At 66.8% G+C, this 14,646-nt stretch carries 11 protein-coding genes and 2 pseudogenes; 9 read left to right on the top strand and 4 right to left on the bottom strand.

All coding sequences use genetic code 11. The features are described 5' to 3' along the window. Positions 1 to 94: 94 nt before the first annotated feature. The 3 genes from ASE70_RS10720 (at position 95) to ASE70_RS10710 (ending at position 7,365) form a co-directional block, all read left to right on the top strand. A complete protein-coding gene (locus ASE70_RS10720; protein WP_056504645.1) occupies positions 95 to 2,230 on the top strand; it encodes an autotransporter assembly complex protein TamA in 2,136 nt (711 codons plus the stop codon). Continuing rightward, positions 2,230 to 6,456 (top strand): translocation/assembly module TamB domain-containing protein, encoded by a 4,227-nt coding sequence (locus tag ASE70_RS10715; protein ID WP_056504590.1) that lies wholly within the window; start codon positions 2,230 to 2,232, stop codon positions 6,454 to 6,456. Before ASE70_RS10720 ends, ASE70_RS10715 begins: the two co-directional genes overlap by 1 nt. Before the next feature lie 423 nt (positions 6,457 to 6,879). After that, on the top strand, positions 6,880 to 7,365 hold the full coding sequence (locus tag ASE70_RS10710) for a nucleotidyltransferase family protein (RefSeq protein ID WP_235519815.1): 486 nt from the start codon (positions 6,880 to 6,882) through the stop codon (positions 7,363 to 7,365). Between the two features lie 77 nt (positions 7,366 to 7,442). Here the strand turns inward: ASE70_RS10710 and ASE70_RS10705 are convergent, their stop codons facing one another. Further along, the gene (locus ASE70_RS10705) at positions 7,443 to 8,603 is read right to left on the bottom strand and encodes an endo-1,4-beta-xylanase (protein WP_056504585.1); all 1,161 of its coding nucleotides are present in this window, start codon (positions 8,601 to 8,603) and stop codon (positions 7,443 to 7,445) included. Positions 8,604 to 9,200: 597 nt separating this feature from the next. On the opposite strand from ASE70_RS10705, the gene ASE70_RS19880 reads away from it, so the two are divergent. The 3 genes and pseudogenes from ASE70_RS19880 to ASE70_RS21085 form a co-directional block, all read left to right on the top strand. Further along, positions 9,201 to 9,371 carry a hypothetical protein gene (locus ASE70_RS19880; RefSeq protein WP_156356177.1) on the top strand — a complete coding sequence of 57 codons (171 nt, stop codon included), beginning with the start codon at positions 9,201 to 9,203 and terminating at the stop codon, positions 9,369 to 9,371. A gap of 8 nt (positions 9,372 to 9,379) precedes the next feature. Next, positions 9,380 to 9,601, top strand: a complete 222-nt coding sequence (locus ASE70_RS10695) for an alpha-glucuronidase family glycosyl hydrolase (RefSeq protein ID WP_235519814.1) — start codon at positions 9,380 to 9,382, stop codon at positions 9,599 to 9,601. A 12-nt stretch (positions 9,602 to 9,613) separates the two neighbouring features. Continuing rightward, positions 9,614 to 9,775: pseudogene (locus ASE70_RS21085) on the top strand (hypothetical protein); the annotation flags it as partial. A gap of 25 nt (positions 9,776 to 9,800) precedes the next feature. Here ASE70_RS21085 and ASE70_RS19215 read toward each other — a convergent pair. Next, a protein-coding gene (locus tag ASE70_RS19215; protein WP_156356175.1) for an IS630 family transposase occupies positions 9,801 to 10,747 on the bottom strand; the annotation gives its coding sequence in 2 pieces (ribosomal slippage) (positions 9,801 to 10,411 and positions 10,411 to 10,747; 948 coding nt in all). Between the two features lie 165 nt (positions 10,748 to 10,912). Here ASE70_RS19215 and ASE70_RS21010 point away from each other — a divergent pair. The 3 genes and pseudogenes from ASE70_RS21010 (at position 10,913) to ASE70_RS21000 (ending at position 12,182) form a co-directional block, all read left to right on the top strand. Further along, on the top strand, positions 10,913 to 11,587 hold the full coding sequence (locus ASE70_RS21010; RefSeq protein WP_056504576.1) for a hypothetical protein: 675 nt from the start codon (positions 10,913 to 10,915) through the stop codon (positions 11,585 to 11,587). A 21-nt stretch (positions 11,588 to 11,608) separates the two neighbouring features. Next, a pseudogene (locus ASE70_RS21005) lies at positions 11,609 to 11,803 on the top strand (hypothetical protein); the annotation flags it as partial. 37 nt (positions 11,804 to 11,840) lie between these two features. Continuing rightward, the gene (locus ASE70_RS21000; protein ID WP_056504573.1) at positions 11,841 to 12,182 is read left to right on the top strand and encodes a hypothetical protein; all 342 of its coding nucleotides are present in this window, start codon (positions 11,841 to 11,843) and stop codon (positions 12,180 to 12,182) included. Between the two features lie 262 nt (positions 12,183 to 12,444). Here the strand turns inward: ASE70_RS21000 and lexA are convergent, their stop codons facing one another. Both lexA and ASE70_RS10665 read right to left on the bottom strand, forming a co-directional pair. Further along, positions 12,445 to 13,107 (bottom strand): transcriptional repressor LexA, encoded by a 663-nt coding sequence (gene lexA / locus ASE70_RS10670; protein WP_056504570.1) that lies wholly within the window; start codon positions 13,105 to 13,107, stop codon positions 12,445 to 12,447. Positions 13,108 to 13,160: 53 nt separating this feature from the next. Beyond that, the gene (locus tag ASE70_RS10665; RefSeq protein WP_056504566.1) at positions 13,161 to 14,339 is read right to left on the bottom strand and encodes a molybdopterin molybdotransferase MoeA; all 1,179 of its coding nucleotides are present in this window, start codon (positions 14,337 to 14,339) and stop codon (positions 13,161 to 13,163) included. Positions 14,340 to 14,646 lie beyond the last annotated feature (307 nt).

Here is a 14,646-nt window from a genome sequence, read left to right as displayed (position 1 = left end):
GGGTTGTGCACTGCAACGTCCGGGGCAAGGGGACGGGGACGTAACGTTGGGGGATTTTCGCGCGCGGACGATCTGTATCTTGCTGGCGGGGACGATGACGGCTCCGGGTGCATTGGCCCAGACGACGCCGACCTCGCCGTCGACGGTCGCTGTACCATCGTCACCACAGAACCCGCCTGCCGAGGGGGCGATCGTTCCGGACCCCGAATTCGACGCGGCACTGCCAAGCCTGTCGGGGGACATCAACGCGCCACTCGAACCCATGTCCGGGTTCGACGCTCCGGCCTCACCCACGCCGCAAACCACCGCACCGGCCCGACCCGCACCGCCAACCGCACCCGCGACCGAAGCGGCAGTTCCGGCCGAAACGCTGCCCGACGCCGTCCTGCCAGAGGCCCCCGAACTGGCCCAGCCGCTGCCGCCGCTGTCGTCGTTCGACGTGACCCCGGTCGAGGTCGCCGGCACCGATGACAAGCGCGCCGTCGAAATCCGGTACGATACCGTCGTTCGCGGCCTCGACGAGATCGACGGCGCTGCGCAGTTCAAGGCGCTGTCGTCGTTGCAGGAAGGCAAGGGCAAGGCCGCCAACGCCACGATGGTGCAGGCCCGCGCCCGCGAGGACGAGCAACTCGCGATCCGGATCATGCGGGCGAAAGGCTATTATGACGGCACCGCGACCTCGGCGATCGAAAACCCGCCGGGCGAACGTATCCGTGCCATCGTCACGGCCATTCCGGGCAAACAGTTCACGCTCGGGTCGATCCGCATCGATACCCAGCCGACCGTGCCGCCGAACCTCGTCCAGCGCGAATTGCCGCTGAAGGTCGGCGATCCGGTCGATGCCGAACGCATTCAGGCGGCCGAAGCGAATGTCAGCCTGAAACTTCCGCAACAAGGTTACCCGTTCGTGGAGGTCGGGCAGCGCGATATCCTGCTCGACGACACCGCCTATACCGGCGCGTACACCCTGCCGGTGACGACCGGGCCGCGCTCGTCGTTCGGCACCTATTCCACCACCGGCAAGCTCGCGTTCGATGCCGATCATGTCGGCGTCCTCGCCCGGTTCAAACAGGGCGAACTCTACGACGACCGCAAGGTCGACGACCTGCGCGCGGCATTGGTGTCGACCGGCCTGTTCTCCAGCGTATCGGTCGAACCGCAGCGGACGGGGCAGCTTGCGCCGGATGGCACCGAACTGGTGAACCTGCTGGTGCGGCAGGATGCCGGCCCGGCACGGACGCTGGCCGGGGAGGGCGGTTACGGCACCGGACAGGGCATTCGCCTCGAAGGATCATGGACCCACCGCAACCTGTTCCCGCCCGAAGGGGCGCTCATCGTGCGCGGCGTGGCGGGTACGCAGGAACAGGGGGCGGGCGTCACCTTCCGCCGGTCCAACGCCGGTCGCCGCGACCGGACCTTCCAGATCCTCGCCAATGTCAGCCGCAACAATTACGACGCGTTCGAGGCGTTCACCGGTACGCTCGGTATCCGCTGGTCCTATGACTCGACGCCGATCTGGCAGAAGCGGTTCACCTATGCCTATGGTGCCGAACTGATCGGTACCAACGAAGATACCTACGACTTCGACGTCGGCGGCCGTCGCCGCAAGACCTATGGTATCGCGGCGCTTCCACTGTTCGCCGGGTTCGACACGTCGGACAATCTGCTCAATCCCACGAAGGGCTTCCGCCTGAAACTGAACGTCAGCCCGGAAGCATCGGTGCAGGGTGCTGCTCGCCCTTACGGCCGGTTCATGGTGGAGGGCACCGGCTATTATCCGATCGGCGAGAGTATCGTCATCGCCGGCCGCGCCCGCGCCGGGTCGATCCAGGGCATCGCCCGCGACGACCTCGCTCCGTCGCGGCGTTATTACGCCGGTGGCGGCGGATCGGTGCGCGGCTTCGGCTTTCAGGAACTGGGGCCCCGCACGCCCGAGGTCGATGAGGACGGCAACAATCTGAACCGTCCGATCGGCGGCCGTAGCCTGAACGAATTCGCGATCGAGGCGCGCTATCGCTTCGGCAATTTCGGGATCGTGCCGTTCCTCGACGCCGGTCAGGTCTATGAATCGAGCCTGCCCAAGGGTTCGGACCTTCGCTTCGGTGCCGGTATCGGCGGCCGGTTCTACACCAATTTCGGGCCGCTCCGCGTCGATGTCGCCACGCCGATCGCCCGGCGACCGGGTGAATCGAAGATCGCCCTCTACATCTCGATCGGGCAGGCTTTCTGATGACCGACGCCGAACTGCCCGCCGCCGACGCTGTGACCGTCCGCGACCGTCCGCTCTGGGTCCGCATCCTGAAATGGATCGGCATCGCGATTGTCGGCCTGTTGCTGCTGGTCGTGGTGCTGGTGTTCGCGCTGAACACCGGACCGGGCCGCGGTTTTCTCGTCCGGCAGCTCGACGGCTACACCACGGCGTCGGGGCTGAAGGTCAATGTCGGGCGGATCGACGGATCGCTGTACGGCGCGATGACCATCCGCGACCTGCGGCTGAGCGATACGCGCGGCGTCTTCGCGGACTCGCCCGCGATCGCACTCGACTGGCGGCCGTTCGCCTTCACCAACAGCCATGTCGATATCCGCAGCCTGACCAGCCCGCTGGTCCGCTATGCCCGTAATCCGGTGCTGAAGGATACGCCGCCGGGCGACCCGAACGCGCCGTTGCTGCCCGATTATGATATCGACGTGAACCGTCTGCGCGTCGACCGGATCGAGGTCGGCCCGGCCGTGACCGGCCAGCGTCACATCGCCCGTCTCGACGGTGCCGTACATATCGCCGATCGCCGCGCGCAGGTGACCGCCAACGCCGCGACCATCGCCGCGCCGGGCGACGCCGGCGGCGACCGGGTCGCGCTGAAACTCGACGCGGTGCCCGACGATAACCGGTTCGATATCGACGCCCGCATCGTCGGGCCGGCAAATGGCATGATCGCCGAGATGGCCGGGCTGAAGGCGCCGGTCGTCGCTACGATCGCCGGCAATGGCGACTGGAACGACTGGCGCGGCCGGCTGGCCGGCACGCTCGGCGGGCAGCAGCTTGCCGATCTTGCGGTGACCGGGCGCGATGGTCGCTTCACCGTGCGCGGTTCGACCCGTCCGGGCCTGATCCTGCAAGGGCCGGTCGAACGGCTGACCGCGCCGCGCCTCGACGTCGCGATCGACGCCGCGCTTGCCGATCGCAAGGCCGATACGCGTATCCAGCTCCGCTCCAGCGCACTTGCGGTCAATGCCGCCGGTCTGCTCGACCTCGGCAACAGCCGGTTCGGCAATTTCCGGACCGAAGCGATGCTGCTGACCCCCGGCGCGATCCTGCCGAACCTCAACGGTCGCTCGGTTCGTGCGGCGGTGGTCCTCGATGGCGGCTTCGGTACCCCGACCGTCGACTATAAGGTACAGGCAGCCGCACTCGGCTTCGGCGAGACCGTGGTCGAACAACTCTATGCCGAAGGTCGCGCAACGGTCGACGCCGACAGGATCCTGATCCCGATCGCGGCAAAGGCACGTCGCATCACCGGGCTGAACGCAGCCGTCGGCGGGCTGGTCACCAACGTCGCGATCAACGGCGACCTCGCCATCGCCGGCGACCAGGTGCTGTCGGACAATCTGCGCATCCGTTCCGACCGGATCGACGCGACCGCGATCGTCGCCGCCAACCTGACCACCGGCCGCTATACCGGCGCGATCAAGGGGCGGATCAACGATTACGAGGTTGCCAGCATCGGCATCCTCAACCTGTCGACCGACGCCAGCCTCTACACCGCGCCGGGCGGCGGCTTCGGCATCAAGGGGCGCGTCGTTGCCCAGACCACACGGCTGTTCAACGAAGGCGTCCGCAACTTCCTCGGCGGCAATGTCTCGACCACGCGCGTCGATGTCGGTGTCGCGCCCGACGGGATCATCACCTTTTCCAACCTGCGGATGAACGCGCCGCAGTTCCGCATCACCAACGGTTCGGGCCGCTATGATCCGGCCGGACCGCTGCTGGTCAAAGCCGATGCCGTTTCGACGCAATATGGCCCGCTGTCGGCGCGGGTGACCGGATCGGTCGCCGCCCCGCAAGTGCTGTTGCGCGCGGCCCGGCCGGGCGTCGGCGTCGGCCTCGTCAACCTCGAAGCGCGGGTGCGCGGACAGGGCGACCGGTATGCGATCCAGGCCACCGGTGGCACCAATTACGGTCCGTTCCGCGCCGATGTGCTGGTGTCGACCGCGCCGCGCCTCGTCGCCGACATTCGCTCCGCGACCTTTGCCGGCGTGAACATCGATGGTCGGGTCGAAGCCACCGATGCCGGGCCGTTCGCCGGCCGCATCAACTTCGCCGGATCGGGCATCGCCGGCGTTGCCCGCCTGTCGGCACAGGGCCGTTACCAGCGCGCCGACGTGAACGCGCAGGCGTCGAACGCCGCTATCCCCGGCAACATGGGCATCCGCATCGGCCGTGCGATCGTCACTGCGACGGCCGTGCTGTACGACCAGCCGGAGATCGTCGCCGATGCGCAGGTCGCGAACCTGTCGATGGGCGACTTCCTGCTCGAACGCAGCCGCGCGAAGATCAACTATCGTGGCGGCAACGGTACGGCGCAGCTGTTCGCGCAAGGATCGTCGGGCGTGCCGTTCCGCGTCGCCGCCAATGCCCGGCTGCGTCCGAACGACTATCTGGTCGCGTTGCAGGGCGTCGCCAATGCGATCCCGTTCAGGACGGTCAATCCGGCGCGGATCGTGTCGGCACCGGGCGGCTATCGCCTGTATCCGACGCGGATCGATTTCGCACAGGGATCGATCCGCGCCGCCGGCGTCTATGGCAACGGCATGTCGATCCAGACGCGGCTCGACCGGCTCGACCTGAGCATCATCAACGCCTTCATGCCCGGAACCGGCATCGGCGGCACCGCGACCGGCAGCCTCGATTTCGCGCAGGCGGCGGGTCAGAGCTTCCCGCGCGCCGATGCCCGCCTCACCATCCGCAATTTCCAGCGGACCAGCCTCGCTTCGGTTTCCGAACCGGTCGACATCGTGTTCGCCGGGGACCTGCGTCCCGAGGGCGGCAGCGGGCGTGCGCTGATCCGGCGCGGTACGACGACGGTCGGGCGGATGGTCGCGAACCTGCGGCCGCTGCCGCCGGGCAGCGGGTCATGGGTCACGCGGATGCTGGCGGCACCGCTGTCGGGCGGCATCCGCTATAACGGGCCGGCGGGTGTGCTGTTCTCCTTCGCCGGCCTCGCCGACCAGCAGTTGAGCGGGCCGATCGGGATCGCCGCCGATTTCGGCGGTCGGGTACAGGCACCGCAGTTGAACGGCGTGGTCCGCGCCAACAACCTGACCTATGAGAACGAGACGCTCGGCACCCGGCTGACCAATCTCGGCATCAACGGCCGCTTCACCAACGATCGCTTCGAACTGACCCAGTTGCGGGCGAAGGCCGGCGACGGCACGATCGCGGCGCAGGGATCGGTCGGGCTGGCAGCGAATAGCGGCTTCCCGATCGACATCCGTGCCCAGCTGCGCGACGCGCAACTCGCGCGGAGCGATGCGCTGGGTGCGTCGGCGACCGGTGATATCCGTATCCAGAACGGTGCCGATGGCGGGCTGATCTCGGGCGACCTCGTCATCCCGGAGGCGCGCTATCAGATCATCCGGCAGGGCGCGGCCGAAGTCCCCGAGCTGACGGGTGTCCGGCGCAAGAGCGATGCCAATCGCCCGGCCGCCACGCGACCGCAGCAGCAGGCGGCATCGGCCGGGCTGTTCCGCCTCGCGCTGCGCGTCCGTGCCGACAACCGGCTCTACGTGTCGGGCATGGGGCTGGAATCGGAATGGGAGGCCGATCTGCGCATCGGCGGCACCTCCGCCGCGCCGACGATCAACGGCCAGTTGCAGCTGGTTCGCGGCACCTATTCCTTTGCCGGCAAGCGGTTCGAGGTCGAGCGTGGTATCATCCGCTTCGAAGGCGAGAACTATACCAACCCGGTGATCGACATTGCCGCGACGACCACTGCGGAGGGAGTCACCGCAACGATCAACGTCACCGGCACCGCGCAGGCACCGCAGATCGCGTTCAACTCGACCCCGGCACTCGCACAGGACGAAGTGTTGTCGCGGCTGTTGTTCGGCAGCTCGGTCACGAACCTGTCGGCGACCGAGGCGATCCAGCTGGCCGCTGCGCTCAACTCGTTGCGCGGATCGGGCGGGGGCGGGCTCAATCCGCTCGGCAAGCTACGTTCGGCGACCGGGTTCGACCGGCTACGCGTGCTGGGCGGCGACGAGGCGACCGGCCGTGGCACCTCGCTCGCGGCGGGCAAATATTTGACCGACGACATATATATCGAGATCATCACCGACGCCCGCGGCTTCACCGCCACGCAGATCCAGATCGCGCTGACCCGCACCCTGAGCGTGTTGTCGCAAACCGGATCGTTCGGCGGATCGAATGCGTCGGTGCGGTACAGCCGGGATTATTGACGGATCGGGGTGTCGATGCACCCCGATCCACATGACCGGTTCAGGCGCGTTCGGCTTGCCAGTCGGGATCAACATTGCGTTCGCTGGGCGCAGGAATCGCGTTCGATACCGTTCGTAACTCCCGCGCAGGCGGGAGTCCCGATACGTCCGCGTCGCGAATCCAGCCAAACCGTCGGCGTCCGGGGATTCCCGCCTGCGCGGGAAGGACGAAATTTCGTGGTTATCGTTGAAGCTCGATCGGCCCTGGTCGCGGTTTCCTTACGGTAATGGGCGGCGTCCTGTCGATCAGGCACCCTTGGCATGACCGTACCGCCGGGCATCCCAAGTAGCGTTCGATGATGATAGCGTCGGGAGATGGACGCGCACTCACAGGTCGTTGCCCTTCTGCGGGCGGATCCGCGTCGATGGCATCTGCTGGGGGTGGTGCGCAAGCTTAACTTGCGAGACGGCTGGATTGCGGCGGGTTTCGTCCGGAACGCGGTATGGGACCATCTTCATGGTCGTGCACCGTCCGCGCTAACGGGCGATGTCGACGTCATCTGGTACGATCCGGCGGTCACCGATCCGGTTCAGGATCGACGCTATGAAGCGGTGTTGCGAGCGGCGGTACCGGGCATTGCGTGGTCGGTGAAGAACCAGGCGAGGATGCACCTTCGCAACGGCGATAGACCGTATCGTTCCGCGACCGATGCGATGCGCCATTGGCCGGAAACGGCGACCGCCATCGCCGTTCGCCGCCGGGGCGAAGTGGGTTGTGACGTAGCGGCCCCGTTGGGCGTGGACGACTTGATGCACCTGATCCTTCGACCGACCTCGCGCTTCCTCGCCGAAAAACGCGCTGTGTACGACGGACGGATCGCATCGAAGCGTTGGATCGAGAATTGGCCCCGGCTACGCCAACAACTCTGAGAGGACCGGTAGCGACGCAGGCATGTTGGACGGCGAGCTTGCAACCGACCGACAATGCGTGTGTCAGCCTCCCGACCCTACGCTGCCCGGCGAGCTTGCCGCACGCCACCAGCCAGCGCCGCCATCATCGCCGACCGCAACGGCTTGGCCTTCAGGTCCATATTATAGGGACAGCCCCGCGTGACTTCGCCGTCGGGACGCGGCTCAAATCCCCGCAACCAGCTGTACCGGTCGCTCAATCCCCAGGCGAGGACATCGCCAAGTTGCGGATAGGATAGCATGATGTCTAGATAGGCGCGGGCAAAGTCGGCGACCCCCCGGTCACGCGGGCCGATCGCCGCCGGTAATCCCTTGTCGCGGACGTCGAACTCGGTGATGACCAGCCGATATCCCATCGCGGTGACCCGGTCGAGAAATGCCCGCCATTCGGGTTCGAGCCGCTTGGCGACCGCGCCGGCGTCGGTCGTCGGCTGGAACAGCCCGATATGCGATTGCACGCCCAGCGCATCGACCGGCGTGCCGCGACGGCGAAATTCGGCCAACAGCGCCAGCACGCCGGCGCGGTGTTTGGCGTTGCCGTCCTCCCAGCTCATATAGTCGTTATAGACCAGTTCGGCATGCGGCGCGGCGGCGCGGGCGGTGCGGAATGCATGGTCAAGCACGTTCGCCGTGCCGCCCATCGCCCGCGACAGCGACGTCTCGCGCAAGGTCCCCGTATCGGGATCGACCGCTTCGTTGACCACGTCATAGCTGTCGATCTTGCGGCCATAGCGCTTGGTCACGGTGTCGATATGCTGGTCGAGAATGCGCACAGCTTCGATCGCCGGGCGCTGGCCGAAGTCGTGGGTGTTCAGCCAAGTGGGGAACCAGCGCGAATAGGCCCAGAACAGCGTATGGCCGCGCAGCGCGAAGCCGTTCGTCGTCGCCCATTCGACCATCGGATCGAACCGGCTGAAATCGAACCGGTCGGCGGCGGGGCGGATTGCCTGCCACTTCATCTGGTTTTCCGGTACCAGCACGTCACAGTCGCGCTTGAGCAACGCGGCATAGGCCGGGTTGGCGAACGATCCCGCATCGGCCCCGGCCGGGCTCCACGCGAAGGCCGACCCGAAACGGCGGTCCTTGCTTGCAGCGGCTCCCTTCAAGGTGTCGCCGGGCGCATCGGCGGCGCGGACGGTGGTCGCGGCGAGGAGCGCGGCGCTGCCCGCCAAGATGCTGCGACGATCGATCATGGTCATGCGACGGCCTTTCCATCGATAGGGGGGTAGTTGGTCACGATCGGGTGAAGAACGGCGGCTGTCGGCAACAGGCGCAGGCTGCGACGCCGAAGGTCGGTAATGGCCGACCGTTCTGGCCATCCAGCGCGGGCACGGGTCGCCCGGCAAGGTAGGTGGATTGAGGAAATCGTTCCGATGTACGGCCCCTCGCACTCGGATCGGTCCGACCTTGACTCCCATGCTGCGTATCTCGACCGCGCAGCCGACCGACACGGCGCAGAACGTCACCGCCTTGTGTTAGGGCCTGCATCCACCGGGCCAGCGGGGCCAACAGGTAACGGACGACGCGGTCGGACTTCCCTCGATCGGGCGGATTCAGGAACATGCACTCTCCGTTCCCACGCTCTGGCGACGTGATAGCGCTACCATGATCGGTATGATATGCCGGTGTCAACGCCGTCGGTGGGACGGGAAGCATCGAGGATGCCCGATGCTGAAATGGTCGGCGTGGATCGCGCTTGCCGGTGCGCTATTGCCGCACCGGCGCGGGCCAAAGATGGCTATGATCTGTGGCTGCGCTACGGGCCCTTGCCGACCGTGCAAACGGGAACTGTTGCGATGCAGCCGACGGGGATCGTGCGCGATGAACGCGACCCCACGTTCGATCTTGCCGCCGCGAAACTAGCGCGCGGGCTGTCGGGACTGACTAGGCGGGCGGTTGCCGACGGGCGTGTCGCCGATGGCGCGATCGTGATCGGAACGGCCAAGGCCGCGCGGATCGCCGGATAGGGTTGCCGTTGCAGTCGATCGGTCGCGAAGGGTTCGTGCTGCGGTCGGTGGCGATAAATGGCAAACGGACGACGGTAGTCGCGGCGAACCGTTCGATCGGTGTGCTGTATGGCGCGTTCCGGTTGCTGCGGATCGCGCAGATGACCGGCAGCCTGACCGATGTTTCGGTGACCGATCGGCCGAAGCTGGGCATGCGATTGTTCAACCATCGGGATAATCTCGATCGGTAAGTCGAGCGTGGCTATGCCGGGCGGTCGCTGTGGGGCTGGCAGAAATTGCCCGGTTTCGCGGACCCGCGCTGCACCGATTGGGCGCGCGCCAACGCGTCGATCGGGATCAACGGGACGGTCCTGAACAACGTCAACGTCAGTGCCGATATCCTGATGCCCAAATTCCTCGGCAAGATTGCAACGCTAGAGCGATTTCCGATCAGTCTGCATCGTAGCCCGCATTGGCGAAGTAGTTGGCGCACTCCTGTGGTGGGTATAGGTCGAGGATGCGGCCGATGGCGTCCCACAGGCCATGGATGGTGCGCTCGGCGGCCTTGCGCAGGTGCGCCTTGAGCTTAGAGAAGGCCTGCTCGATCGGGTTGAAGTCGGGGCTGTAGGGCGGATGGAAGAGCAGCTTGGCGCCAGCCGCTTCGATGGCATCGCGCGCGGCAGGCGCCTTGTGGCTCGACAGGTTGTCCATGATGACGATGTCGCCAGGCGAGAGGTCGGGCACCAGCACTTGGCGGACATAGGCGACGAACGCGTCGCGATTGATCGGGCCGTCGAGCACCATCGGCGCCACCATGCCGGTGCGGCGCAGGCCGGCGACGAGGGTGGTCGTCTTCCAGTGTCCGTGGGGCACGCCCGAGCGCAGCCGCTTGCCGCGCCGGCAGCGCCCGTGGCGACGCGCCATGTTGGTCGATGCCCAGGTTTCATCGATGAACACCAGGCGGGCGGGATCGAGGTCGAGCTGGCCGTCGAACCACTCCTCCCGGCGCTTCAGGACGTCGGGGCGGTCCTGCTCGGTGGCGTGCGCGGTCTTCTTTTGCGCGTGATCCGATGCCGGTCGAAGAACCGCCACAGCGTGCCGATCCCGACCGGCGTGCCGCGCTCGGCGAGCAGCGCCTGCAACTCGACCAGCGTGATGTCGTCCTTCGCCTCGATTGCGCCCAGGATGAAGGTCGCGTGCGCATCGATCCGGGCCGCACGGCGGTCGCCACCCTGCGGCTTGGCTGCCGGCGTGCCGTGCTGAACGACCAACTGCCGCCAGCGGATCGCGCTCGCTGCGCTCACCCCGAACCGCACTGCCGCGGCCCGGCATGACATCCCACCATCAACCGCAGCGACCACCCGCTCCCGAAGATCCTGTGACAGCACTCGCGGCATCCGTGCCGGCCTCCTGACCCGGCTCGGAACCTGAATCAGAAAACCGCGCCTGTGTGTATCCTCAACGATTCAGAAGGCCCGGAAACCGCTCTAACAGGCGTTTTCGCCCATGGGGCATTTGGGTCTATGTCCCGGCACGGTTTGCGGCACCGATCGAGATCGGGGGTGCCGAAGACCGCCGACCCGCAGGTCGCGGCGTGGTGGACGGCGAAGGCCGACGAAATCCATGCCCGCATTCCCGATTTCGGCATGTTCCTGATCAAGGCCAATTCCGAGGGGCAGCCGGGGCCGGGCGATTACCAGCGCAGCCATGCCGCTGGCGCGAACATGCTGGCGGCGGCGATCAGGCCGCATGACGGGATCGTGATGTGGCGGGTGTTCGTCTATGCCAGCGAGAAGCCCGAGGACCGGGTGCGGCAGACCTATAGCGAGTTTGCGCCGCTGGATGGAAAATTCGCCGGCAATTTCATCGTGCAGGTCAAGAACCGACCGATCGATTTTGAGCCGCGCGAGCCATTCCATCCGTCGTTCGGGGCGATGCCGCGTACGCCGCCGAGGATGGAGGTGCATATTGCCAAGGAATTTAGGGGGTCCGCCACGCACCTCGTCTATCTCGGCACGGTTTGGCAGGAGATCCTGCGCAGCGACACCTATCGTCCGCGCAAGGGGAAGACGGTCGCCGATGTGCTCGACCGGCCGGTGCGGCCGGGGGCGCTGAGGGGAATCGCAGGCGTGTCAAATATCGGCACCGATCGCAACTGGTCGGGATCGCAGTTCGATCAGGCGAACTGGTATGCGTTCGGGCGACTGGCGTGGAACTCCCATGGCGACGCGCGCTAGGTCGCCCGCGACTAAGTGGCGATGACCTGGGGTGCCGCCGAAGCGGAGCCGATCGTCCCGATGATGATGCGGTCGCACGGGGCGGTCGTGGATTATATGATGCCGCTGGGGCTGAACCACCTGTTCGCGATCGGGCATCATTATGGGCCGGGGCCATGGGTCGAACATCTGGCGCGGGCGGATTGGAACCCCGTCTATTTCCACGAGGCGGACCGGAACGGCATCGGGTTCGACCGGACGCCGATGGGGAGCGATGCGGCAGCACAATATGGCACCGGTGCTGGCCAAGCGGTTCGGCGATCCCGAGGCGGTGCCGGAGAATCTGCTGCTGTGGTTCCACCATGCGTCATGGGATCGGCGGATGGCGTCGGGGCGAACGCTGTGGAAGGAATTGGTCACGCGGTACGACCGGGGCGTGGCCGAGGTGACGGCGATGCAGGGGCCGTGGGTGGCGATGGAGGGGCAGGTCGATGCGCAACGCTTTGCCGAGGTCCGCCAGTTCCTCGCCATCCAGCGGCAGGAGGCGCAGTGGTGGCGCGATGCGTGCATAACCTATTCGCTGAGGTGCCGGGGCACCCGCTCCCGGCCGGGGTGACGCAGCCGCCGCATCCGTTGAGCTATTACAAGGCGATACGGACGCCTTTGACACCCGGGAACCGCAAGTAACAACGATGCCACGCCCGGCGATCGGCGATCGGCGGTGGGCGGGGCGCCAAAGGTCACGAAAGTCACACTCGCACGGGTTTCGCAAGCTGTTGCGAACGGTTCTCAGATAGCACACTCCAAGGAAGGTTCGCTCTCACCCTTTCGCGCCTTCGCCGCTCCTCCCCTCTCCCGCCGGGAGAGGGAAGCGGGCCTCAATAGCGGCGTAGCAGGCCAGCGAGCTTGCCCTGTACGCGCACCTGTTCGGGGCGATAGCGCTGCGGGTCGTAGCTGCGATTGGCCGGGTCGAGACGGATCATGCCCCCTTCGCGACGGAAATATTTGAGCGTCGCCTCGCTATCCTCGATCAGCGCCACGACGATTTCGCCGTCGCGCGCGGTTTCGGTGCGGCGGACCAGCGCATAGTCGCCGTCGAGAATACCCGCCTCGACCATCGAATCACCGGCGACCTCGAGCGCATAGTGATCGCCGGCCCCGAGCAGTGCAGCGGGAACGGGCAACGTCGCCTGACCCTCGATCGCCTCGATCGGGACACCGGCGGCGATGCGACCGTGGAGCGGCAATTCGACGACGTCGTTGGCAGGCTGTGGCGCGGGCCGGGGCGCAGCGCCAGGCTTGGCCGCCACCTTCTTCGTCACGGGACGCTCGGGCATCCGCAGCACTTCGAGTGCGCGGGCGCGGTTGGGCAGGCGACGGATGAACTCGCGTTCCTCCAGCGCCGAGATCAGGCGATGCACGCCCGATTTCGACTTGAGATCGAGCGCCTCCTTCATCTCCTCGAACGAAGGGGAGACGCCGGTCGCGCGCAACCGGTCATCGATGAAGCAGATCAGCTCGTGCTGCTTACGCGTCAACATGGGGTTCTCCGTCGGAACAGACGTGGAACCAATAGGAAACGATTTTCTTGCCGTCAAGCGAGTTGCAGGATTTCCGCCGAGTCGCCTGTATCCGCCGCCGGCGCGTGCGGCGGGCGCACGATCAGGCAGTCGGAGCGGGCGAGCGTCCGCAACATCGAACTGTCCTGAATGGCGGCGGTCGATGCCTGCCCGTCGATCAGCGTCGCCCGTAGGTAATCCTGCCGTGGGCCGTTGGCGGGCAGCGGATGGGCCAGCGTGGCACGCGACGTGCGGGGCAGGGGATCGGCGGCACCGGCCAGCCGCGCGACCAGCGGACGGACGAACAACAGCGCGGTGATGTAGGACGACACCGGATTGCCGGGAAGCCCGAGCACCGCCGCGTCGCGGAGCGTTCCCGCCAGCATCGGTTTGCCGGGCCGCAGCGCGATCCGCCAGAAATCGAGCGTCCCGCCCGCCGCCGCCAGCGCCGGCCGGACCAGATCATGGTCGCCCACCGACGCGCCGCCGGTGGTGACGAGCAGGTCGCATTCCACGCCGGCAAAAGCGTCGACCAGCGTCTCCATCCGGTCGGGCAGGATGCCGAGATCGATGCGCTCGACCGGCAGGTCGGCCAGCAGCCCCGCCAGCATCAGCCCGTTGGTTTCGGGCAGCTGGTCGTCGCCGATGGGCTGTCCCGCGGGGACCAGCTCGTCCCCCGTGGCGGCGATGGCGACGCGGACGCGCCGACCGACCGACAACGTGCCGTGCCCGGCGACCGCGGCCAGTGCGGCGCGGGCGGGGGTAATGCGCTCGCCCGCCGCGATCAGTAGATCGCCTTCGCGAAAATCGAGGCCGGCGCGACGGACATTGCCGCCGCGGACCGGCCCTTCGCCCGACAGGTGCAGGCGGTCGCCGTCCCGCGTCGCTTCTTCCTGCACCAGCACGCAGTCGGCGCCGGTCGGCATCGCCGCGCCGGTGAAGATACGGGTTGCCTGACCTTCATCGACGCTGCCGGCGAAGGAGGCCCCGGCGGCGCTTTCGCCGATGACGTCCCACGGGCCGGGCAGGTCGTCGAAGCGGATCGCATAGCCGTCCATTGCCGATAGCGGGCGCGCCGGCTGGGTCCGGCGCGCGACGATGCCGGTCGCGGCGAACCGGCCGATGGTGTCGGCGATGGGGAGGGTTTCGGCGGCGGTGGCGCGACCGAGCGCGAGGACGCGGCCTTGGGCTTCGGCGACGGGGAGGAGGCGCATGGGTCGGCCTTCATATCGGGAGGAGGTTGCGGTTCGTTGATTGCGAATTGATCCGGAGTTTTGCTTTTGTCGAGCGGCCAAGAAGGCAGCGCGACCCCGGATCGAGCCGAGACTTCTGCGAAAGTAATTATTTCTGCCCCTTCCGTACCCCCGCGCAGGCGGGGGTCCAGGGTTTTAAGCGCAAGCCGTTGTTTTGCGTGGCTCTGGACCCCCGCCTGCGCGGGGACTGTTTACACGAGGCGCGTTTTGGATTCTTCTGTGTTCCTTTGATTTGGGACGGGGAGGATAGGATGCGTTGTCCAGCGTG

This window comes from Sphingomonas sp. Leaf22 (assembly GCF_001421715.1).
GTDB lineage: Bacteria > Pseudomonadota > Alphaproteobacteria > Sphingomonadales > Sphingomonadaceae > Sphingomonas.
This window is presented reverse-complemented; position numbering and strand designations above follow the sequence as displayed.